Origin of the sequence: Rhizobium oryzihabitans, assembly GCF_010669145.1 — a bacterium.
Classification (GTDB): domain Bacteria; phylum Pseudomonadota; class Alphaproteobacteria; order Rhizobiales; family Rhizobiaceae; genus Agrobacterium; species Agrobacterium oryzihabitans.
This window is the reverse complement of sequence record NZ_CP048635.1, coordinates 909,650-931,070: the sequence shown is the minus strand read 5'-3', so window position 1 is coordinate 931,070 and position 21,421 is coordinate 909,650. Positions and strand designations below refer to the sequence as shown.

The 21,421-nt window shown below is 60.8% G+C and carries 21 protein-coding genes; 18 read left to right on the top strand and 3 right to left on the bottom strand.

Annotation, left to right across the window (positions count from 1 at the left end; translation table 11 throughout):
* Nucleotides 1-196: 196 nt before the first annotated feature.
* Nucleotides 197-658 (top strand): very short patch repair endonuclease, encoded by a 462-nt coding sequence (locus G3A56_RS21040; protein ID WP_082185302.1) that lies wholly within the window; start codon nt 197-199, stop codon nt 656-658.
* A gap of 400 nt (nt 659-1,058) precedes the next feature.
* On the opposite strand, the gene G3A56_RS21035 is transcribed toward G3A56_RS21040, so the two are convergent.
* On the bottom strand, nt 1,059-1,970 hold the full coding sequence (locus G3A56_RS21035; protein ID WP_082185303.1) for a LysR family transcriptional regulator: 912 nt from the start codon (nt 1,968-1,970) through the stop codon (nt 1,059-1,061).
* Between the two features lie 201 nt (nt 1,971-2,171).
* Between G3A56_RS21035 and G3A56_RS21030 the strand changes: the two genes are divergently transcribed.
* The 13 genes from G3A56_RS21030 (at nt 2,172) to G3A56_RS20970 (ending at nt 12,675) form a co-directional block, all read left to right on the top strand.
* Nucleotides 2,172-3,359, top strand: a complete 1,188-nt coding sequence (locus tag G3A56_RS21030; RefSeq protein WP_082185304.1) for a CaiB/BaiF CoA transferase family protein — start codon at nt 2,172-2,174, stop codon at nt 3,357-3,359.
* Nucleotides 3,359-4,567 carry a CaiB/BaiF CoA transferase family protein gene (locus G3A56_RS21025; protein WP_137067606.1) on the top strand — a complete coding sequence of 403 codons (1,209 nt, stop codon included), beginning with the start codon at nt 3,359-3,361 and terminating at the stop codon, nt 4,565-4,567. The genes G3A56_RS21030 and G3A56_RS21025 overlap by 1 nt, the downstream gene beginning before the upstream one ends.
* A 37-nt stretch (nt 4,568-4,604) precedes the next feature.
* Complete coding sequence (locus tag G3A56_RS21020) at nt 4,605-5,768, top strand: acyl-CoA dehydrogenase family protein (RefSeq protein ID WP_082185306.1); 1,164 nt, start codon at nt 4,605-4,607, stop codon at nt 5,766-5,768.
* Between the two features lie 12 nt (nt 5,769-5,780).
* The gene (locus G3A56_RS21015; protein ID WP_003497787.1) at nt 5,781-6,194 is read left to right on the top strand and encodes a MaoC/PaaZ C-terminal domain-containing protein; all 414 of its coding nucleotides are present in this window, start codon (nt 5,781-5,783) and stop codon (nt 6,192-6,194) included.
* A 4-nt stretch (nt 6,195-6,198) separates the two neighbouring features.
* Nucleotides 6,199-6,636: a MaoC family dehydratase gene (locus tag G3A56_RS21010; RefSeq protein ID WP_003497786.1), complete on the top strand. Its 438-nt coding sequence runs from the start codon at nt 6,199-6,201 to the stop codon at nt 6,634-6,636.
* Nucleotides 6,637-6,644: 8 nt separating this feature from the next.
* Nucleotides 6,645-7,586, top strand: coding sequence for a dihydrodipicolinate synthase family protein (locus G3A56_RS21005; protein ID WP_082185307.1), 942 nt, complete (start codon nt 6,645-6,647; stop codon nt 7,584-7,586).
* Complete coding sequence (locus tag G3A56_RS21000) at nt 7,570-7,890, top strand: DUF4286 family protein (protein WP_246231441.1); 321 nt, start codon at nt 7,570-7,572, stop codon at nt 7,888-7,890. Before G3A56_RS21005 ends, G3A56_RS21000 begins: the two co-directional genes overlap by 17 nt.
* 122 nt (nt 7,891-8,012) lie before the next feature.
* The gene (locus G3A56_RS20995; RefSeq protein ID WP_082185309.1) at nt 8,013-8,849 is read left to right on the top strand and encodes an ABC transporter substrate-binding protein; all 837 of its coding nucleotides are present in this window, start codon (nt 8,013-8,015) and stop codon (nt 8,847-8,849) included.
* A 31-nt stretch (nt 8,850-8,880) separates the two neighbouring features.
* Nucleotides 8,881-9,579, top strand: coding sequence for an amino acid ABC transporter permease (locus G3A56_RS20990; RefSeq protein WP_003497781.1), 699 nt, complete (start codon nt 8,881-8,883; stop codon nt 9,577-9,579).
* 20 nt (nt 9,580-9,599) lie between these two features.
* Nucleotides 9,600-10,364 carry an amino acid ABC transporter ATP-binding protein gene (locus tag G3A56_RS20985; RefSeq protein ID WP_082185310.1) on the top strand — a complete coding sequence of 255 codons (765 nt, stop codon included), beginning with the start codon at nt 9,600-9,602 and terminating at the stop codon, nt 10,362-10,364.
* A gap of 37 nt (nt 10,365-10,401) precedes the next feature.
* Complete coding sequence (locus tag G3A56_RS20980) at nt 10,402-11,148, top strand: electron transfer flavoprotein subunit beta/FixA family protein (RefSeq protein ID WP_082185311.1); 747 nt, start codon at nt 10,402-10,404, stop codon at nt 11,146-11,148.
* Between the two features lie 25 nt (nt 11,149-11,173).
* Nucleotides 11,174-12,103 carry an electron transfer flavoprotein subunit alpha/FixB family protein gene (locus G3A56_RS20975; RefSeq protein WP_082185312.1) on the top strand — a complete coding sequence of 310 codons (930 nt, stop codon included), beginning with the start codon at nt 11,174-11,176 and terminating at the stop codon, nt 12,101-12,103.
* Nucleotides 12,104-12,396: 293 nt separating this feature from the next.
* A complete protein-coding gene (locus G3A56_RS20970; RefSeq protein ID WP_164056875.1) occupies nt 12,397-12,675 on the top strand; it encodes a hypothetical protein in 279 nt (92 codons plus the stop codon).
* Nucleotides 12,676-12,873: 198 nt separating this feature from the next.
* Here the strand turns inward: G3A56_RS20970 and G3A56_RS20965 are convergent, their stop codons facing one another.
* A complete protein-coding gene (locus G3A56_RS20965; protein WP_164056817.1) occupies nt 12,874-13,488 on the bottom strand; it encodes a TetR/AcrR family transcriptional regulator in 615 nt (204 codons plus the stop codon).
* Between the two features lie 311 nt (nt 13,489-13,799).
* Here G3A56_RS20965 and G3A56_RS20960 point away from each other — a divergent pair, with 311 nt between their 5' ends.
* From G3A56_RS20960 to G3A56_RS20945, 4 genes are all read left to right on the top strand, one after another.
* Nucleotides 13,800-14,876: an efflux RND transporter periplasmic adaptor subunit gene (locus G3A56_RS20960; protein WP_003497765.1), complete on the top strand. Its 1,077-nt coding sequence runs from the start codon at nt 13,800-13,802 to the stop codon at nt 14,874-14,876.
* Entirely contained in the window at nt 14,876-15,961 is a 1,086-nt protein-coding gene (locus G3A56_RS20955; RefSeq protein WP_082185314.1) for an efflux RND transporter periplasmic adaptor subunit, read from the top strand. The genes G3A56_RS20960 and G3A56_RS20955 overlap by 1 nt, the downstream gene beginning before the upstream one ends.
* Nucleotides 15,958-19,029: an efflux RND transporter permease subunit gene (locus tag G3A56_RS20950; protein ID WP_082185315.1), complete on the top strand. Its 3,072-nt coding sequence runs from the start codon at nt 15,958-15,960 to the stop codon at nt 19,027-19,029. The genes G3A56_RS20955 and G3A56_RS20950 overlap by 4 nt, the downstream gene beginning before the upstream one ends.
* Before the next feature lie 215 nt (nt 19,030-19,244).
* Nucleotides 19,245-19,961, top strand: coding sequence for a FadR/GntR family transcriptional regulator (locus tag G3A56_RS20945; protein ID WP_003497759.1), 717 nt, complete (start codon nt 19,245-19,247; stop codon nt 19,959-19,961).
* Here G3A56_RS20945 and G3A56_RS20940 read toward each other — a convergent pair.
* A complete protein-coding gene (locus G3A56_RS20940; RefSeq protein WP_246231403.1) occupies nt 19,930-21,357 on the bottom strand; it encodes an aspartate ammonia-lyase in 1,428 nt (475 codons plus the stop codon). The genes G3A56_RS20945 and G3A56_RS20940 overlap by 32 nt on opposite strands.
* Between the last annotated feature and the right edge of the window lie 64 nt (nt 21,358-21,421).

The following is a 21,421-nucleotide window of genomic DNA, read 5'->3' as shown; positions in this document are numbered from 1 at the left end:
CTTTTACTCCAAATAAGCTGCTGCAATAGGGGGCCGAGCCACCTCTACACGGAAAAATTGGCGGAGCCGTATCGTCGGCATTCAGTGGTTGCTCATGTTTTCGTGACCGCTGTCTATATCAACGATTTACTAAAGATGGAATCAAACGTGCCGCTCCTGCCCTCAGGAAAAGGCACGAAGCAGCGGGAGCGGTGTTTTGGTCGATTTCCTTACCCCAAGCGAACGCTCCAAGCGCATGGCCCGCATCCGTTCAAAAGATACCAAACCTGAAATCTCGCTTCGCAAGGCACTACATCAGCTAGGATTGAGATATCGGCTTGGTGGCGCGGGCTTGCCCGGTCGGCCCGACCTCGTCTTTCCTCGTCATAAGACAGTGGTTTTTTTACACGGCTGCTTCTGGCATCGTCATCTGGGGTGCAAGGTGGCATCAAACCCGAAGACAAATCCTGACTTCTGGAATGCCAAGTTCGAAAGAAATATCGACCGTGATCGAAGGGTTATCTCAGAACTGGAAGCTTTGGGCTGGAGGGTCATCGTGGTTTGGGAATGCCAGGTATCCGCACGATCACGCCTTACTCCCACTGCCCTACAGCTGGCGAGACAGATCACTTGCCCCACTTCCACGAGCCTTGACCTTGTGCCTGACCGCAGGGTATGACGTGGGCCACAGCATTGGTACACACAGCATCAGGTCGACGTTTCGAAACTCCTTATTTTCTAGGCATTTTGGGCTTGCGGGAAGGAGTCCCACCCTCTCCGCCATATACCGCTTTTCCACGTAAAAGCCGCACCGGATACGTTGCATATTTGACGAGGCGGGGTATTGAGCGTCGGTATCTCTCTCGGCCATGACGCGTTTCGCGTCGAAAAGCCGGTTGTTCGACTCGACTTCAGCAGAACCCGCAAGCCGTCCGTTCACAAAGTGCGGCCGGACACCTTGAGGGTTGGGTAGACGCAGGCATCCGCCGGCTGGGAACGTCGGCATCGATCTTATGTCCGAGCACTTCCAGGTCGCGCTAGGCGACCGCCCCAACAAGATCACGCAGTTGCCAGAGCGTTCATGGAGCCGGTCGGTCCGATGCCCCTAGTCGCCGTTTCACTTCCTCGCGGGCATGCTTGATGATTCCCTTCGTCAGGCTTTGCGGAAGCCGTTGTGACGAAACGATGGCAGACATCGTTACCTGCAGCCGCGGTTGCAGTCGAATGCTTTTCAAGTCGCTGTAGCGCCGGGACGAGGCTGTCAGTTCGTCCATGATCGTCACCCCGAGGCCCTCCTCCACGAAGTGACCAGCCACGTTCATGAACCGGACGTCGATACTTGGGGTGTAAGGCGCATCGCTTCGCCGGAAGGCTTCTTCAACGAGATTGCTGATGCGACTGCTTGTGCGTGCATTGATCAACGGATAGCCGACCAGGTCGGCGGGCGTGACGAAGTCGAGGGCGTTGAGCGGACTGTGCGTGTGGCAGGCGCAAACCATGTCCAGCATGGCAAGCGGCAGATATTCCAGCGTGCGGCGTGGATGCGGCTCCATGGCAAAGCCGATGTCGGCGATGCCGGTTTCCACATATTCCAGCAGGTTGTCGAGCCGTTGTGTTTCCAGCGAAACCTCGACCCCGGCATGGTCTTGCAGGAAATGCGCGACCACCTGCGGCAGGAGGGATTCCGAAAGTTCCGACGTCGCGACAATGCGCATACGGCCCTTGCGGCCGTTTTTCAGGTGTACGGCAGTCTGGTTGACCTTCTCCTGCATCAGGAACAGAGGTTCGGCCTCCGAGAGCAGAATCTGTGCCTCCTGGGTCGGAATTAGGCGCTTGTTGACGCGCTCGAACAGCAGGAAGCCGAGCGAGGCCTCGGTGTTCTTGATCGCGTTCGATACGGCCGGCTGCGACATGCCGAGATCTTGCGCCGCAGCAATTGTGGAGCGGGTACGTATCACGGCACGCAGGATTTCAAGCTGACGAAGGTTCAAGGGGTGCCTCTGAAGACGAGTTGGTTTTGCGCTTGGAAATCAGTCCAGTTCATATCTATCAGTTATGAACTACCTTTATCAAATAATTGATACGCATATTGCGGTCTTCAAAATTACTTCTATTCTTGCTCATAAGAAAAGCAGATTTCGTGTGTGCATTAGATTTGTGCAGATGCGAAACATATCCCGAGAGCGGCAATAATGACCCTGTTGAACGGCGTGAAAATCCTCAGTTTCAACCATTTCCTGGCGGGACCGCTGGCCGCCCAGACACTTGCCGATCTCGGTGCGGATGTCATTGCGGTTGAGCCTATCGAGGGTGCTTTCCAGCGGAACTGGGCGGTCGCCAACCGCTTCGTCGGCGGCGACAGTGTCAACCACCTCGCGACCGGCCGCAACAAACGCAGCATCGCTGTCAATCTGAAGCACCCGGACGGCGTCGCGGCCGTGAAGAAGCTGGTCGAGGGGGCAGATGTCGTGATGGAGAATTTCCGTCCCGGCACGATGGAAAAACTCGGCCTCGGTTACGAGGTCCTGAAAGCGATCAATCCCGGGCTGATCTATGCGGTGGCGACCGGTTTCGGAGGCGATGGCCCTTATCGCAACCGCCCCGGTCAGGACCTTCTCCTGCAGGCAATGTCCGGTCTTGCCGCGCGCACCGGGAGCGCCGACGGCGCACCGACCGCGGTCGGTGCGGTCATCATCGATCAGCATGCTGCATCCCTCTATGCCATGGCAGTGCTCGCAGCGCTTTTTGCCAAAGCGAACACGGGCGAAGGGCGGCTGGTCGAGGTCAATCTGTTTCAGGCAGCGATTGACCTGCAGGTCGAGCCGCTGACGGCCTGGCTGAACGGTGCGTCCTCGCCCACTCCCCGCGGCCCGGCCGGTATCGCCTCCTGGTTCAGCCCTGGCCCTTACGGCATCCATGCGACGATGGATGGTTATCTGGCGATTTCGATGGCCGCGCCGAAGGCGCTGGCGTCGGCACTTAATATCCCGGCCCTTAACGATTTCACCGAAGAGGATAGTTTCGCACGCCGCGAGGAAATCACCCGGCTGGTCGCGGAGCGGCTGGCGGAGAGGGCAACCGCCGACTGGCTCCCGCCTCTGGAGGCGGGCCAGATATGGCATGCGCCTGTCCAGGATTACGAAGACCTCCGGAACGATCCGCAACTCGCCCATATGGGTGCGTTCAAGACGGTCGAGGGTGCTTACGGTGAGCCGGTGACCATGGTCATGCACCCGGCGCGCTACGATGGAAAGGCGCCCGATGTGCGGCTTGTGCCGCAGCAACTCGGCGCGCAGACGCGCGACATTCTTGCAGAAGCCGGCTATGCGGACGGCGAGATCGCCGCCCTCGTCGCCAACGGCGCTTTCGGAGCACGCTGATGGCAGGCTCCCTCGACATCCGCATGAAGGTCATCAGCTTCTGTCACTACCTGCAAGGGCCGGCATGCAGCCAGTACCTTGCGGATATGGGGGCGGATGTCATCAAGATCGAACCACTCAAGGGAGCCTTCGAGCGCCATTGGTCCGGCGGCAATTCCTGGGTCACGGATGTCAGTGCCTTCTCGCTGGCCGTCAATCGTAACAAGCGCTCCATTTCCATCGACCTCAAATCAGAGGAGGGACTGACCCTTGTGCGTTCACTGATCGCCGAGGCCGATGTCGTGGTGGAGAATTACCGTCCCGGCGTGCTCGACCGGCTCGGGCTCGGCTACGAGGCCGTGTGCGCGATCAATCCGGCGATCATCTATGCCTCCGCCTCGGGCCTCGGCGCGACCGGCCCGGCCTCCGGCCGCCCCGGACAGGATTTGCTGATGCAGGCGCGCTCCGGCCTCATCGCCGCTACCGGCGGCGGTGAGGAGGGACCCGCCGTGGTCGGCGCCGCCATCGTTGATCAGCATGGTGGATCGCTGCTGGCGATGGGCATTCTCGCCGCTTATGTCCGCCGGCTGCAAACGAGTAAGGGGACGCGTGTGGAATCCAGTCTTTTCTCGGCGGCGATCGATCTCCAGGTGGAGGCCCTGACCAAATATTATGCGGCACCCGGCCGGGAAGCACTTCTCGAACGTGGACGCAATGTCGGTAGCTGGTATCACGACGCGCCCTACGGGCTCTATCGCTTGTCCGATACCCACATCGTGCTGTCGATGAACGATGCGGTGAAATTGGCGGAGGCGCTAGACAGTGAAGACCTGCGCGCGCTCAGCGCGGTCGACCGATATGCCGAACGCGACCGCTACGCGACTGTCATGGCCGGCGTGTTGGTGAGCCGCAGCTTTGCAGAGCTGAGTGCCCGGTTTGATGCCCACGGCATCTGGTTCGAGCGGGTCCAGACCTATGAGGACCTGAGAGCTGATCCACAGGCCAACCATATGGGCGTGTTCAGCGAAATCGACGTCAACGGCAAGTCCGCAACGTTGATCAGCCATCCGCTGCGCTACGATGGCGAAGTGCCGGCGCTTGCGCGCATGCCACTTTATCCGGGCAGCGACAGCCGTGAGATCATGACGGAAATGGGTTTGTCCGCCGATAGGCAGGCGGACCTCGTCGAAAAGGGTGTGGTCGGGCTGCCGCAGGCAGGCCGGCGATGATCTGAGACAACGCCTTCGGGCCGATTGGAAGACAGAGATGATAGATTTTTCACTGCCGGATGACAGCCGGCTGCTGGTTGAGACTGTCCGCAAGTTCGTTGAAGCGGAGGTTCAACCGCTGGAGGAGGCGACGGAACGTGACGCCCGCATTCCGCCGGAAGAGCTGAAGCGCGTCAGGGCAAAGGCGCAGGAACTGGGCCTCTATGCCATGAACATGCCGGAATCAGTCGGCGGCGGCGGCCTTTCCTGCGTCGATCACTGCCTCGTCGAAGAGGAGTTCGGCAAGACCGCCGACGCGCTCATTCGCCGAGTTTTCGGACAGGTTTATCCCATGTTGCTCGCCTGCAAGGACGAGCAGAGGGAAAAGTATCTGCTGCCGACGGTGCGAGGCGAGAAGATTTGCGCCATGGCCATAACCGAGCCGGGCGCCGGTTCCGATGCTGCCTCGATCACCACGACGGCCGAACGCGACGGTGACGAATGGGTGCTGAAGGGCACCAAGCACTTCATCAGCGATGGCGATATCGCAGACTATGTTATCGTCATGGCCCTGACGGACAGAGAAAAACGCGCCCGCGGCGGCATCACGCTGTTCCTCGTCGACAAGGGCACGCCGGGCTTCAGCGTCGCCCGCACCCAGCCGATGATGGGCCATCGCGGTTACGGTCATGCGGAACTTGTCTTCGACAATTGCCGTATCCCGGCCTCCGCCGTGCTCGGCGAGATCGGTGCGGGTTTCAAGCTGATCATGCAGAGCGTGCTGGAAATCCGCCTTGCCCATATTGGTGCCCGCGCCGTCGGCATGGCCAGCCGCGCGCTGGAACTGATGCGGCGCTACGCGGGTGAGCGCCGACAATTCGGCCAGGCCATCGGCGACTTCCAGATGGTGCAGAAACTCATTGCCGATAGCGCCATCGAGATCTTCGCTGTCAAGATGATGGTTCTCAATGCTGCCTGGGAGATCGACCAGGGTCTGGAGCCGCGCGACAAGGTCTCGATGATCAAGGTCGCTGCCTCCGAAATGCAGGGCCGCGTCGTCGACCGCGCGATCCAGGTGTTCGGCGGCATGGGCTTCACCAAGGAGATGCCGCTGGAGCGCATGTATCGCGATGCGCGCGTCACACGCATCTATGACGGCACCTCGGAAATCCACCGGATGCTGATTGCCCGCAGCACCATCAAGAACGGCCTCAATCTCTAAGGAAGACATTTCATGAGCACGCAAACTCCCCTTACGGTCGGCGCGACCTTCTCCTTCCGCAAGACGATGACGGTCGCCGAACAGGCGATGTTCACCGGCATCAGCGGCAATCTCGGCCCGCTTTACGTGGATGCCTACGCCGCCGCCAGGGCCGGTGCGTCCGGCATGGTTGCCTTCGAGTTGGCCGTCGGCGCGCTCACCACCACCTGCCTTGCGCGTCTAGGCGGGCCTGAGCGGCGCATCGCCGATCTTGCGCTCTCTTTTTCTGCCCCGGTCATGGTGGGCGAATCCGTTGAGGCCAGTGCCGAGGTGACCGCCCTTGAAGGCGAGGCGACCACCTGCCGTATCGCCTGCACCAATACCGGCACAGGTGAACAGGTCGCGACCGGCACGGCGCGCCTCGTGCCTTTCGCCAGCAAGGGGTGATGCGATGTACGATCCAAAATCCTTCGATGACCTCAGCGTGGGAGAGAAGGTCACCCTCTCCAAGACGATCACCGAGGCCGACGGCGCCCTCTATATCGCGGCCACGGGGGATTTCGGCCCCGTGCATGTGGACGAGGTCTATGCCGGTGCGACCCGTTTCGGCAAGCGGCTTGCGCCGGGCATCATGGTGGCGGGGCTTTGCACGAGTGTCCTCACCAGCGAGCTCGTTGGCACGATCGGCGTGTCCATCGAGGACCGCTTCTGGTTCACCGGACCGGTCTTCTATGGCGATACCATCACTTTCGATGTCTGGATCGCCGAGAAGCGCGAGGAAAACCGAACCATCATCTGGCAGGCGAGTGCGCGCAACACAGACGGCCTTGAAGTGCTGAAGGCGGAAGCCACGCTCAAATTCCCGCGCAAGAAGCCGGCTGCGGCATGAGGAACGCTATGAAAAAGCTTGATCTCGGCGGCATTACCGTCGCCACCGTGCTTCCCTACAAGGAGGATTTCTCCATCGACTGGGATGACTATGCGAAGGTGCTCGACTATTGCGTCGGCCCGGACGGTATCACTGCGGCACTGGTCAACGGCCATGCGGGCGAAGGCGGGCTTCTCACCATCGAGGAGCGCCGCCAGGTCATCGAACGCACCCGCGCGCATATCGGAAACAAGCCGCTGCTCGCCGGCGTGATCGCCACTTCGACGACGGAGGCGATCGCGGAAGCGCGGCAGGCGCGGGAAGCCGGCGCCGACTGCGCCGTGCTGTTTCCACCGGGGCCACTCGGTGGCGGCGCATCGGCGTCCCCGCGCGCACCCGTGGCCTACGTGAAGGCAATCGTCGAAGCGATCGATATTCCGGTGTCGCTGTTCCAGTACCCCGTGACATCAGGCTTCGGTTACTCGACCGAGACGCTTTGCGAACTGGCCGCGATTGACGGCGTGATCGCAATCAAGGAAGGCAGCGACACCATGTTTGCCTATGACGAAAACTGGCGCGCCATCAAGAAATCGGCGCCCAGCGTCGCGATCCTGGCCTCGAACTACAATTGGATGCTGCCGCAGATGGCGGCCGGTGCTGATGGCATCCTGTCCGGTCTTGGCAGCCTTGCGCCGCATCTTTTTGCAGAACTGTGGGCCGCGACGGTGGCGGCCGACCTTAGGGCGATGCGAGCTGTTAACGACCGGCTCTATCCGATCGTCCGCGCGATCTACGGGCCGTCTCCGCTGATCGACATGCACACGCGCATAAAAACCGGCCTGAAGTCGCTGGGCGTGATCCGCAACGATGCACCCCGATCGCCGATGATGCCGACGCTGCCCGGGATCGCGGCCGATATCGCCCGGGCGATGGATGCGGCCCGGTGTGCCGGCGATGTCCGGGTCGATTGAGGAGGCGGAGATGGACGACGAACCTTTCATTCATATCGTGCGGGTCGACATCGATCCCGAGCATGAGGAAGCCTTCAACGCCTGGTATCTTGACCGGCATTTCCCCGACCTCCTTGCTTGTCCCGGCTGGCTTTCGGCCAGGCGCTTCATTTCCCTCGGCGAGGGCCCCAAATACGCGGCCATGTACGAGGTGGCTGGGCAATGGGCCTTTGAAACACCTGAATTCCAGAAGGTAAAAGGCTTCGGCCCGTTCGAACTTCACGTCCGCAATTTCACCCGCATCCAGCTCCGCTCGATTGGCTGAGATATGCGCCCATATTGCTGACGCGCTATGATACTGACGTCCGACGATTAGCCGGTCCGGCGGACGTCCAAATAAAAAAAGACCACGAGAAATCCGGTCAACAAAACTTCAGAGGTAAGAACATGTTTTCACGATTCCTGAAGGCGACCGCCGTAGCGGCGCTTCTCCTGTCACCTGCCGTCGCCAGCGCCCAATGTATCCCGGCCATCAGCGACGACAATCTCGTCGAGAAAGGCAAACTGCTTCTCTCCATCAACCCGACCAACCCACCACAGCAATTCGTCGACAAGGACGGCAATCTGCGGGGGCTGAACGTCGAGCTGGCCGCCGAGCTTGGCAAGCGGATCTGCATGCCGATCGAGCTCGTGCGCATGGATTTTCCGGGAATGATCCCGGCCATGAATGCCGGCCGTATTGATGGGCTGAACACCGGCATGTTCTGGAACGAGGAGCGGTCCAAGCTCATGTACACTGTTCCCTACGGCCGCCAGTCCGTCTCCGTCGTCGTTGCACCCAATAGCGGCACGACCTATTCCAAGCCGGAAGAGTTGCTGGGTAAGGTATCGGCGGTTGAGGTCAGTTCCTACCAGATGAACTGGTTGAAGAAGTTCAGCGAGGAGCGGGTCGCCGCCGGCGGTAAGGCGGTGGACATCCGCACCTTCCCGACAGCCACCAATGTCGTCAGCGCCCTGCTGGCCGGACAGGTCGACAATGCCTTCCTCGTCGACAGCGTCGCCCGCGACCTTGTCGGCAAAGGCAAGGTCAAGGAGGCCCTGACTGGGCTCGGTGCAGCGCGCACCACGCTTGCCTTCCGTAACAAGGCGGTCGCCGATGCCATCGTCAAGGGGCTGAACGAGATGCGTGCTGATGGTACCTATCAGGCGCTCTTCGACAAGTTCGGCCTGACCGCGCTCCCGCCCGAGCAGCCGCTTGAGATCGCCGGCCCGGGTCCAGCCTGAACCTCGATGCATCCAGACAAGGAGCCAAGCCGTGAGCTACTTCGATCCCGCCGCGTTCGTGGACTACCTCTTCAACCGATTTCTGCTTGGCGGTGTTCTCGTCACGATCGGGCTGACCGTCGCTGGCGTGCTTGGCGGCCTTGTCCTCGGCATGGTCATCGCGCTGATGCGCATGTCCGCCAGCCGCTCTCTTTCCATTCCCGCGAAGATCTATATCTGGTTCTTTCGCGGAACTCCGCTGCTGATCCAGCTCGTCGTCATTTATACCGGCCTTCCGCAACTGGGCCTGAAGTTCGGCGTCATCGGTTCGGCGCTGATCGGGCTCATCCTGCATGAGGCGGCTTATCTCGCTGAGATCATCCGCAGCGGCTTCATGGCGGTGCCGCAGGGGCAGCGTGAGGCTGCCTGGGCGCTCAGCATTCCGAAGGCGACGATCTTCTGGCGTGTGACCCTGCCGCAGGCCTTTCGCCTGATGATCCCGCCTTTCGGAAACTCCGTGAACTCGCTGCTGAAGGCGACGTCGCTGACCTCGGTTATCTCCGTAGAAGAGATCATGCGGCGAAGCGACATGCTGATGCAGGAGCACTTCCAGATCCTGGAGGTTTTTGCCGCGGCGACCGTCTATTACCTCATTCTGGTGTCGGTCTGGGATCTCGTCCAGCAGCGATTGGAACGTCATTTCGGACGTTCTGTCGCCCGCGAGACGAAACCCGCCACCGTGCAGCATTGAACCTTCGAGCAGGATAAAAGATGAGCACCAACGACACCAACATCCGCACCGAGCCCTCCGCCGTCCGCATCGAGGCCGTCTACAAACGGTTCGGCGATTTCACGGCGCTGACGGACATCGACCTCACCGTCGCGAAGGGCGAGAAGATCGTGATCTGCGGCCCTTCCGGTTCCGGCAAATCGACCTTGATCCGCTGCATCAACCACGTCGAAAAGCACGATGACGGGCGAATTGCCGTCAACGGCATCGAACTGAAACGCGATGCGAGGTCCGTCGACATGGTTCGGCGGGAAACCGGGATGGTTTTCCAGAGCTTCAACCTGTTTCCGCATATGACCGTGCTTGAGAATTGCCTCCTGGCCCCCATGTCGGCGCTTGGCCTGTCGCGCAGGGAGGCGACGGACAGTGCCATGCATTTTCTGGAAAAGGTCCGCATCCCCGAACAGGCCAGCAAGTTTCCTGCTCAGCTCTCCGGTGGCCAGCAGCAGCGTGTGGCGATTGCGCGGGCGCTCTGCATGAAACCGAAGGTCATGCTGTTCGATGAGCCGACCTCGGCGCTCGATCCGGAAATGGTCAAGGAGGTTCTCGAGACGATGAAGGGACTGGCGACCGACGGCATGACGATGCTGTGCGTCACCCACGAGATGGGCTTTGCCCGTGAGGTGGCCGACCGCATCATCTTCATGGACAAGGGGCGAATCATCGAGCAGGGCGTGCCCGAAGCCTTCTTCTCCGCGCCGCAGACGGAGCGCGCCCGCTATTTCCTCGACCAGATCATTCACTGATCCATTCGTTTTCTAAATCCATTCCGAGAGGCATCCCGTGAAGATCCTTGTCCCCGTCAAACGAGTTGTTGATTACAACGTCAAGATCCGCGTGAAGGCGGATGGTTCTGGCGTTGAGCTTGCCAATGTGAAGATGTCGATGAACCCGTTCGACGAAATCTCGGTGGAAGAGGCGCTTCGCCTGAAGGAAGCCGGCAAGGCTGAAGAGGTTGTGGTCGTGTCGATCGGCCCGGCCAAGGCGGAAGAGACGCTGCGCACGGCGCTTGCCATGGGCGCCGATCGCGCCATCCTGATCGAGACCGACGAGACGGTCGAGCCGCTGGCCGTCGCCAAGCTTTTGAAGGGTGTGGCGGAGGCCGAACAGCCCGGCCTCGTCATCGTCGGCAAGCAGGCGATCGACGACGATTCGAACCAGACCGGCCAGATGCTGGCAGCGCTGCTGGGCTGGGGCCAGGGCACCTTCGCCTCCAAGGTCGAGCCGTCCGACGGCAAGGTTGCGGTGACGCGTGAAGTCGATGGCGGTTTGCAGACGGTGGAGCTGAAGCTTCCCGCCGTCGTCACCACCGATCTTCGTCTGAACGAGCCGCGTTATGCCTCTTTGCCGAACATCATGAAGGCGAAGAAGAAGCCGCTCGACAAGAAGTCGCCGGCCGATTTCGGCGTCGATGTTTCGCCGCGCCTGAAGGTGTTGAAGACCGAGGAGCCGGCAGGCCGCAAGGCGGGCATCAAGGTCGGCTCGGTTGCCGAACTGGTCGAAAAGCTCAAAGCCGACGGCGTCCTCTAAGGTTTCGGAAAAGGGAGATATTCTCATGGCCATTCTTCTTCTGGCAGAACACGACAACGCAACCCTTTCCGACCTGACGGGCAAGACGCTGACAGCGGCAACCCAGATCGGCGGCGACGTCCACATTCTGGTTGCCGGTTCCGGTGCCAAGGGTGCCGCCGACGCGGCCGCGAAACTCTCCGGCGTTTCCAAGGTGCTGCTGGCCGATGACGCGTCCTATGCCAATGCGCTCGCCGAGCCGCTGGCGGCGCTGATCGTTTCGCTCAGCCCCTCCTACGACGTCATCATCGCGCCGGCGACCGCGTCGGCCAAGAACGTTGCCCCGCGTGTGGCGGCCCTTCTCGATGTGGCGCAGGTCTCGGAAATCATCGAGGTCGTCAGCCCTGATACCTTCAAGCGCCCGATCTATGCCGGCAACGCCATCCAGACGGTACAGGCGACCGATGCGAAGAAGGTGATCACCGTGCGCCCGACCGCCTTTGCGGCGGCGGCTGAAGGCGGCTCGGCTCCGGTCGAAACCATTGGCGCTGCCGAGAACCCCGGCCTGTCCAGCTTCGTGTCCGACGCGCTCGCCTCTTCCGACCGTCCGGAACTGACATCGGCCAAGATCATCATCTCGGGCGGTCGCGCGCTCGGTTCGTCGGAAAAGTTCAAGGAAGTCATCCTTCCGGTCGCCGACAAGCTCGGTGCAGCCGTTGGCGCATCGCGCGCGGCGGTCGATGCGGGTTATGCGCCGAACGACTGGCAGGTTGGCCAGACCGGCAAGGTGGTCGCGCCGCAGCTTTACATCGCCGCCGGCATCTCCGGCGCCATCCAGCATCTGGCCGGCATGAAGGACTCAAAGGTCATCGTCGCCATCAACAAGGACGAGGAAGCGCCGATCTTCCAGGTCGCCGATTACGGCCTCGTCGCAGATCTGTTCGTGGCGCTGCCGGAACTCGAAAAGGCGCTGTGACGAGAGGTATGGCACCGTTGGCCGCGTTCTCCGAATGCGAAAGCATGGAATCCGATGTTGTGTTCATCAGCAAGTCGTCGCTAACTTTTCCCGTGATTTGCTGAACTTTCGATCTTAGATGAAAGCGCGAAAATTGGCGCGGACCACACTCCCGGCATAGCTTCGCTCACTTGCTCTCTCCCGGCTTCCCGGTGCAGGCGCAGGTTCATATCCACCATTGCCTCTCGCGGCAGAGGCGCTATCATGGTTGTGCAGTGGATGGATAGCTTTGGGAGGAGCGATACATGAGACGGATGTGGCCAGACGAATTTGCCTTTCTGCTGGACGGTGCGGAAGAGGTTGATCTGCGTATTCCACCGGTGGCGCACGACGATAATTCGCCAGGAGAAGCAATCTCCAGAAAGGCCTTGAAAGCCCGTATCACCCAGCAGGATTTTGAGAAGATCTGGCATCTGGCTGAGGCCCGGTATCGGCTGAACGGCAGGTTTTCGGGCAAGGCGATCACGCTGATCGCCAACAATCCTCTTGTGCATTTTCTCCTGGATGATGTTCGCGAGCCTGTCGAAGCCTGAAGTCCGCAGAGGCGACTCTCGACAGTGATTGATCGAGTGGCTTCGAAAGCCATGGGTCGTGGCAATGCGAAATTTGCGGTGCCGGGGCGAGTCGTGGCACTGCTTCGGAACCCTATGGCGACAATTCAGCAACTCCAAGGATGCTGGCAAACACAGGTGCGCCGGCGTGGTGTCTGCATTGGCGTCGGCTGATATTGGCTATGCCAGCAGCCCGCGCATGATCAGTTCGAGATGGACCTTCAAAACGGCCTGCCGGTCCAGAATGCGCCGGTCGTCGAAAATCAGCCGGAACACCAATGTTCCGACCATTGGCGACATCACGACCTTGGCGAGTTCCGGGGAATTGGCCCTGAACCGCTTTTTTGCCACGCCATCCTCAAGGATCCCATTGATGCGCGCGAATATCGGTGCGATGAACACGTCATGGTGCTGGTCGATGAGATCAGGGAATTTTGCGCCTTCGGCCACGATGAGGCGGAACAGTTCCCGCATCCTTCTATTGTCGACAAGGGTGTCGAACAGGAATTCGAGCAGCAGCCGAAGCTCTTCGGCGGGATCGTCGGACTTGCGTTCATAGGCTTTGAACGCCGCCTGAAAAGGCGCGGAGGCGTGTCGGATCATCGCCTCGAAAAGTGCCTCCTTGGTCTCGAAATAGACGTAGACCGTGCCTTTCGTGACCCCCACCCGCTCGGCGATGTCCTCAACCCGCGTCGCGGTAAATCCCCTTTTGGTGAATTCCTCAAATGCGGCGTCGAGAATTTGCAGCGGACGTTGTATCTTCTGCTCAGCACGTGTCAGTTTTGCTTTGGCCATAGCCCCGGATCCCTACGTATTCTTTTAAGCGCGTGCCCTTTTGTCCGCCGTAATCGGCGGAAATGACAGGTGGTCTGCCTATAACACCGGCGCAAAAACCGGAATCGATTTTTGCAGTATCCGGTGCCTGGTTCAGTATGCCGGAACATCCCCGATGCGTCCGATGGGACGCATCGGGCAGACTTACGAAATGATCATTCGGGAACCCCGGCTTCGATATCGGAAAAGTTCCCAGACCGGTGACACAAGAATTTCATTGACTATTCAGTCAGTCAAATATTATAGGATGCGGCGAAGATCAAGAGGTCACCATGAAAACCATTCTTATGGCAGTGGCGTTTGGCAGCATTTTCGCCCTGTCGTCCTGCAGCAGTGAAGAGCCTCCGGCCGAAAAGCCGCTGCGTCTCGTCGATGTGGTCACGGCCACGAAAAAACCCGTCGATCGCGGCAGTGTCATCACCGGCGAGGTGAGGGCGCGTGTTCAGACGGACCTGTCCTTCCGGGTGAGCGGCAAGATCACCGAGCGGCTGGTGGATGTGGGCGCGCGGGTAAAGACCGGACAATTGCTCGCCCGCATCGATCCCGAAGAGCAGAAAGCGGATATCGACGTTGCTCTCGCCAACCTGCAATCCGCCGAAGCCCAGATGACGCAGGCGCAGCTGGCATTCGACCGCCAGCAAAGTCTTTTCAAGACGCAGGTGACCTCACGCTCGGCAGTTGACAAGGCGCAGGAAACCCTGCTCACCACGCAAGGGGCAGTAAGATCGGCGCAGGCGCAGCTGGACACGGCGCGCGACGCGCTGTCCTACACCGAACTCAGGGCCGATGCGGATGGCGTGATCACGGCGCGCAACGTCGAAGTCGGCCAGGTGGCGCAGGCCGCCCAGCTTGTCTTCACGCTTGCACATGACGGGCCGCGCGATGCGGTTTTTGATGTCTACGAGTCCCTGTTCCTTGAGCGCGACATCGACAACCTCGTCAATGTCAGCCTCCTGTCGGATCCCGCCCGCAGCGTCGATGCGCCGGTGCGGGAGGTTTCCCCGACGATTGATCCGGACAATGGAACGATCAGGGTCAAGGTCGGCCTGAATGGTGATCTGACCATGCCGCTCGGCGCACCGGTCTCGGGTCATTTCCGCTTCAAGCAGGTCGATGCAATCGAGCTTCCCTGGTCGGCAATGGCGTCGCAGAACGGTCTTCCAGCCGTCTGGGTGGTTGATCCGCAATCCTCGGAAATCGCGATGCGCCGGATCGAGGTCGCCGATTACGAGACGGGTCAATTCGTCGTCGCGGAAGGGCTTCTTCCCGGTGATCTCGTCGTGACCGGCGGGACCAAATTTCTCCGCACCGGTGAAAAGGTCGCCTATGAAAAGGGGCAGGCACAATAATGTTCAGGATAAACAGAAGCTTGTTTTTGCTGCTTCCAGCGCTCGCGCTCTCGGCCTGCCGGGAAAAGCAGGAGGCGCCAGCCGAGGCACCGCGCCCGGTGCTCTCCGTCGTGGTTGAGGAGAAGCCGGCCGATGCGCTGCGCCTCACCGGCACGGTGGAATCGCGCATTCAGACCGATCTCGGCTTTCGTGTTCTTGGCAGGATCATCGCTCGTAACGTCGATGTCGCCGATCTCGTCAAGAAAGGCGACGTGGTGGCGTCGATTGACCCGCTCGCGCTCGAACTTTCAGTGAAAAGCGCGCAATCCGATCTTTCCAATGCCGAAGCGCAGCTTGCGAATGCGGTAACGACCGAACAACGCCAGCGCGTGCTGGCCGAGGCGCGCAGCGGCACGGAAGCGGCACTGGAAGAGGCCGAACAGGCGACGCGAACCGCCAATGCCGCCGTCGCCAAGGCCCGCGCAAATCTGGACAAGGCCGAAGAACAGCTGGGTTATGCGCAGCTTCATGCGGAATTCGATGGCGTGGTGACGGCAACCTCAGGCGAAATCGGCCAGGTCGTCTCGGCCGGCCAGACTGTCGTGACCATCGCCCGCCCGGAAGTGCGCGATGTGGTGGTCGATGTTCCGCAATTTGCGGCCCAGCGACTGGAAATCGGATCGGCCTTCGCGATTGCGTTGCAGCTCGACCCTAAAATACACACAACCGGCGTGGTGCGCGAGATTGCCCCGGAAGCCGAAACGGCGACGCGGACGCGCCGCACGAAAATCAGCCTGCAGGATGCGCCGCCGGCGTTCCGGCTCGGATCGGTCGTCACGGCCTCGGCGCTTGCCGCCTCCGAGCCGCAGATCATGCTTCCCTCTTCTGCCCTGCTGAAAACCGATGGTGGATGGGGTGTCTGGATCGTCAACGCCGATACCGCCACGGTAACGTTGCGCCCTGTCACATTGGAGGGCGAGCCGGCCGAGGGCGGCAGCGTGCGCATCACCGGTGGCGTCAAGCCCGGCGAACGCGTCGCGAGCGCCGGCGTGCACAAGCTTAGGGATGGACAGGCCATCAGGATCGATCAGGAGGTCCATCAGTGAAGAAATTCAATCTCTCCGACTGGGCGCTCGAACACCGTTCGCTCGTCTGGTACTTCATGCTGGTCTTCGTTCTTGCCGGCGTTTTCTCCTATCTCAACCTTGGACGTGAGGAAGACCCGAATTTCACCATCAAGACGATGGTGATCAGCGCCCAATGGCCCGGCGCCTCCGCCGAAGAGGTTGCCCGGCAGGTGACAGACAGGATCGAGAAGAAGCTCGAGGAACTCGACAATCTCGACCATCTGCGCAGCCAGACGGTGGCTGGCCGTACCACGATCTTCGTGGAGCTTGTCCCTGAAACCAAGGCGCGCAACGTTGAGCCCACCTGGGTGCGGGTACGCAACATGATCGCCGACATCAAGGGCGATTTTCCCTCGGGCGTCGTCGGCCCCTTCTTCAACGATCGTTTCGGCGACGTCTATGGCAATATCTATGCCTTCACCAGCGATGGTCTGAGCCAGCGGCAATTGCGCGATCTGGTGGAGGACGCCCGCGCGAAGGTTCTGACCGTCGAGAATATCGGCAAGGTCGATGTTATCGGCGCGCAGGACGAGGCGATCTATCTGGAGTTTTCCACGCGGCAGATCGCAGCGCTTGGCATCGACCAGCAATCGATCATCAAGACGCTGCAATCCCAGAATGCCGTCACCCAGTCCGGTTTCGTCAATGCCGGGCCGGAGCGTGTGGCGCTGCGCGTCAGCGGCCAGTTCACCTCGGAAGACAGCCTTCGCGCCATCAACCTGCGCGTCAACAACCGGTTTTTCCCGTTGACGGAAGTGGCGACGATCCGGCGCGGTTATGTCGATCCGCCGTCCTCGCTGTTCCGTTTTAACGGCCAGCCGGCCATCGGCCTTGCGATTGGCATGAAAACCGGTGCGAACCTCCTGCATTTCGGCGAGGCGCTGGATGCGCAGATGAAGCGCATCGTGGCGGATCTGCCAATCGGTGTCGATGTGCATCGCGTGTCCGATCAGCCCGCCGTGGTCGATGAGGCGGTCTCCGGTTTCACCTCGGCGCTCTTCGAGGCGATCGCGATCGTTCTCGTCATCAGCTTCATCAGCCTTGGTCTCAGGGCCGGCATGGTGGTTGCCGTCTCCATTCCGCTCGTGCTGGCAATTACCTTCGTCTACATGGAATACACCGGCATCTCGCTGCAACGCATCTCGCTTGGCGCCCTCATCATCGCACTCGGGCTTCTCGTCGATGATGCCATGATCGCGGTCGAGATGATGGTGGCGCGGCTTGAGGTCGGTGACGACCTCAGGAAAGCGGCGACCTATGTTTATACCTCCACCGCCTTCCCGATGCTGACGGGCACATTGGTCACCGTTGCCGGCTTTATCCCCGTCGGCCTCAACAACAGCGCGGCGGGCGAATTCACCTTTACCCTCTTCGTGGTGATCGCCGTTTCGCTGATCGTGTCGTGGATCGTCGCGGTCCTGTTCACACCTCTTCTCGGTGTGACGATCCTGCCGAAGACGATGAAATCGCATCATGAGAAGAAGGGCCGTTTTGCCTCGGCCTTTTCCTGGCTTCTCGGCCGGGCGCTGCGCTGGCGCTGGGTGACGATCATCCTCACCATCGCCCTCTTCGGTCTCTCCGTCGGCGGCATGAGCCTTGTGCAGCAGCAGTTCTTTCCCTCATCCGACCGTGTGGAGCTGATCGTCGACTGGAACCTGCCGCAGAACAGCTCGATTGCCGAAACCAACCGGCAGATGGCGCAGTTCGAGCAGGAGATGCTGGTCAAGAATCCTGATGTCGACCATTGGACAACCTATGTCGGTGAAGGCGCGCCGCGTTTCATCCTGTCCTTCGACGTGCAGACGCCGGATGTCACTTTCGGCCAGACGGTCATCGTCACCAAGGGGCTGGATGTGCGCGACAAGGTCCGTGCCGAGTTGCAGGACTATCTGAACAAGACCTTTATCGGGACCGACGCCTTCGTGAAGTTGCTCGATATCGGCCCGCCGGTTGGAAAACCGGTGCAATATCGCCTGAGCGGTCCTGATATCCAGCATGTCCGCGAACTCGGGCAGCAACTGTCGGGCATCGTCGGCGAACACCGGCTGCTGTCCAACATGGTCATGGACTGGAACGAGCCGACGCGCGTGGTCAAGGTGGATGTGTTGCAGGACAAGGCCCGTCAGCTCGGCGTCTCGTCGGAAGATATCGCCAATGCCATGAACAGCATTGTCGAGGGTTCCACCGTCACGCAGGTCAGGGACGACATCTACCTTGTCAATGTGGTGGCGCGGGCGCAGCTGGCGGAACGCGGCTCCATCGAGACATTGCAGAACCTGCAATTGCCTGCCACGAACGGCAAGGCCGTGCCGCTCTCGGCCATCGCCAATTTCCGCTACGAGCTGGAGCAGCCGACCATCTGGCGTCGTGACAGGATCCCGACGATCACGGTCAAGGCTGCCATTATCGGTCCAACGCAGCCGGCAACGATCGTGGAGCAGCTGAAACCGAAGATCGAGGCGTTCCAGAAAACGCTTCCCGTCGGCTACACGCTGGAGACGGGCGGCTCGGTGGAATCCAGCGCGGATTCACAGGCGCCGATCGTCGCTGTTGTGCCCATGATGCTGTTTGCAATGGCGACCATCCTGATGATCCAGCTGCAAAGCTTCAGCCGGCTGTTCCTGGTCTTCGCCGTGGCCCCCACGGCCTTGATCGGGGTCGTTGTGGCGCTACTCTTCTCCAATGCGCCGATGGGCTTCGTCGCCATTCTCGGCGTGCTGGCGCTGATCGGCATCCTCATCCGCAACTCGGTTATTCTTGTCGTGCAGATCGAGCATCTGAGAAGCGAAGGGGTCTCGGCCTGGCGTGCCGTGATTGAGGCGACCGAGCACCGCATGCGGCCGATCATGCTGACGGCGGCGGCAGCGACACTTGCCCTCATCCCCATATCGCGGGAGATTTTCTGGGGTCCGATGGCCTATGCGATGATGGGCGGCATTGTGGTCGGCACGGCGCTGACGCTGCTCTTCCTCCCTGCGCTTTACGTCGCGTGGTTCCGTATTCCGCGTGAGGACGACCAGTTGGAGGCAGACGAAGTCAAGGCGTGATACGGGCGACGGATACCACACCCTTGCGGTCGCGAGGGTGTGGTGGTGGGGAGCAGTGCCTTCACCTTAAATTCCCGTAAATATGCCTGCCATCGTTGTTCCTTCTGTGCCGATAGTGTTAGGAAGATCGACTTGGCTTTGGGATCAGCGCCGTTCCTCAAACGGCGGCTTCTCCCATGGGTAAGGACAGATCACGGGTGCCGGAGGGTTGAAAGATGGGCGGGTTGTCGGATTGGCTTGCGGATGCACAGCCGATCAATCGTAAGAATGCCGCAGAAGCGGTGTTTGAGGATATCCGTTCCGCCATCACCTCAGGCCAGCTTGCGGTCGGAACCCGGCTACCGTCCGAAGCCCATCTCGCGACAAGATATGGCGTCAGCCGGCCGATCGTGCGCGAGGCGCTGCGATCTCTCCAGACGCTTGGGCTGACGCAGACCCGCACCGGAAGCGGTACCTATGTCATGACGGGAACGCCGCCGTCCGAACTGAATTACGGAGCCTATTCCGCCCGCGACCTGATCGAGGCTCGTCCTTTCATCGAGGTGCCCGCCGCCGGTTGGGCGGCGCTGCGACGCACGGAGGCCCAGCTCGAAGTCTTGCTGGAACTATGCGACCGGATGGAAGCTGAAGAGAGGCCGCACCCCTGGGTGCTGCTGGACGGGCAATTCCACTGCGCCATCGCGGAAGCCTCGGCCAATGGTCTTTTTGCCAAGGTAGTGGCGGATGCCCGCGAGGCCGTATCCCAGCAGTCCGAGATGGTGAACCTGATGGCAGGCCGCCGCGTCGCCTCGAATTACGAGCACCGCCGGATCGTCGAGGCAATCCGGCGGGGTTCCGCGCCTGAGGCGCGGGAGGCGATGGAGCTTCACCTGGGGCAGGTGAAGCAGGTGGTGACGACCATCATTGGAGAAGATCGGGTTCGCCAGCCGTAAGTGCCGGCAGGTTGGCGAGGTGCCGGGGGCTCAGTGCCCGCTGCAGTTCCTCAGCCGTCAGATGGCCGCGTTCCAGAACCACCTGCGGCACGGTGCGGCCGCTGGCGAGCGCCTCTTTCGCCACTTCCGTAGCCGCATAATAACCGATCAACGGATTGAGCGCGGTCGCGAGGCCGATCGATTCCTCCACGCGCTGCGCCATGATGGCGGGATTGGCCACGATGCCGTCGACGCAACGCTCCGCCAGTGTCCGGCAGGCGGCGCTCAGCTGGCTGATGCTCTGGGAAAGGGCGCGCACGATGATCGGCTCGAAAGCATTGAGCTGAAGCTGCCCGGCCTCGGCGGCCATTGTGATGGTGATGTCGTTGCCGATCACCGCATAGGCCACCTGATTGACCACTTCGGGAATGACCGGATTGATCTTGCCCGGCATGATGCTGGAGCCTGCCTGCACGGAGGGCAGGGTAATTTCGCCGATGCCGGCGCGCGGGCCGGAAGAGAGCAGGCGAAGGTCGTTGCAGGTTTTCGACAGCTTGACGGCGACGCGTTTCAGCACGCCGGAGAGATGCACGAAGGCACCGGGGTCCTGCGTCGCCTCGATCAGATCAGCCGCCGTCACCAGCGGTCGTCCGGTCAGCTGCGCCAGATGCTGGCAGGCAAGCGCCGCATAACCGCGCGGTGCATTCAGCCCGGTGCCGATGGCGGTGGCGCCGAGATTGATCTCATGCAATAGCGCGGCGGACTCGATCAGACGCGCCTGATCTTCTCCGAGCATCACCACGAAGGTGCGGAATTCCTGGCCGAGCGTCATCGGCACGGCGTCCTGCAGCTGCGTACGCCCGATCTTGATGAAGCCGGAAAATTCCTGTGCCTTGCGGTCGAAGGCGTCTTTCAGCACGCCCATGGAGGCCGCCAGGTCATCGATCGCCTCGATCAGCCCCACATTAATCGCGGTCGGATAGGCGTCGTTGGTCGATTGGCTGAGATTGACGTGGTCGTTGGGGTGAAGGCGGGCATAATCGCCCTTCTGGTGGCCAAGTAGTTCCAGCGCGCGGTTGGCGATGACCTCGTTGGCATTCATGTTGGTGGAAGTGCCGGCTCCACCCTGAATTTCATCCACCACGAATTGCTCATGCAGCGCCCCGGCGCGGATTTCGCGGCAGGCAGCGGCGATGGCTTCCATCCGTTCCCCATCAAGCAGGCCGAGTTCGTGATTTGCGCGTGCGGCGGCTTCCTTCACATAGGCCAACCCCCTGATGAGATAGGGGTTGTGGCCGATCGTCACGCCGGTGATCTTGAAGTTCTCCACCGCGCGTGCCGTGTGCACACCCCAATAAACATCTGCCGGAATTTCCTTCGTCCCGAGCAAATCATGCTCCCTGCGCGTCACGCTCACTTTTTCCTCCAATGGCTCAAAGCGTTATCTGTATCTGTAAAGCTGTCTTACAGATTTTTCGACC

Coding starts and splice junctions, on each gene's coding strand:
- G3A56_RS21025 (WP_137067606.1), top strand. CDS start 3,359: ATGGCAGGCTCCCTCGACATCCGCATGAAGGTCATCAGCTTCTGTCAC.
- G3A56_RS20970 (WP_164056875.1), top strand. CDS start 12,397: ATGTGGCCAGACGAATTTGCCTTTCTGCTGGACGGTGCGGAAGAGGTT.
- G3A56_RS20995 (WP_082185309.1), top strand. CDS start 8,013: ATGTTTTCACGATTCCTGAAGGCGACCGCCGTAGCGGCGCTTCTCCTG.
- G3A56_RS20945 (WP_003497759.1), top strand. CDS start 19,245: ATGGGCGGGTTGTCGGATTGGCTTGCGGATGCACAGCCGATCAATCGT.
- G3A56_RS20960 (WP_003497765.1), top strand. CDS start 13,800: ATGAAAACCATTCTTATGGCAGTGGCGTTTGGCAGCATTTTCGCCCTG.
- G3A56_RS20975 (WP_082185312.1), top strand. CDS start 11,174: ATGGCCATTCTTCTTCTGGCAGAACACGACAACGCAACCCTTTCCGAC.
- G3A56_RS21030 (WP_082185304.1), top strand. CDS start 2,172: ATGACCCTGTTGAACGGCGTGAAAATCCTCAGTTTCAACCATTTCCTG.
- G3A56_RS20965 (WP_164056817.1), bottom strand. CDS start 13,488: ATGGCCAAAGCAAAACTGACACGTGCTGAGCAGAAGATACAACGTCCG.
- G3A56_RS21005 (WP_082185307.1), top strand. CDS start 6,645: ATGAAAAAGCTTGATCTCGGCGGCATTACCGTCGCCACCGTGCTTCCC.
- G3A56_RS20985 (WP_082185310.1), top strand. CDS start 9,600: ATGAGCACCAACGACACCAACATCCGCACCGAGCCCTCCGCCGTCCGC.
- G3A56_RS20955 (WP_082185314.1), top strand. CDS start 14,876: ATGTTCAGGATAAACAGAAGCTTGTTTTTGCTGCTTCCAGCGCTCGCG.
- G3A56_RS21020 (WP_082185306.1), top strand. CDS start 4,605: ATGATAGATTTTTCACTGCCGGATGACAGCCGGCTGCTGGTTGAGACT.
- G3A56_RS21010 (WP_003497786.1), top strand. CDS start 6,199: ATGTACGATCCAAAATCCTTCGATGACCTCAGCGTGGGAGAGAAGGTC.
- G3A56_RS21015 (WP_003497787.1), top strand. CDS start 5,781: ATGAGCACGCAAACTCCCCTTACGGTCGGCGCGACCTTCTCCTTCCGC.
- G3A56_RS21000 (WP_246231441.1), top strand. CDS start 7,570: ATGTCCGGGTCGATTGAGGAGGCGGAGATGGACGACGAACCTTTCATT.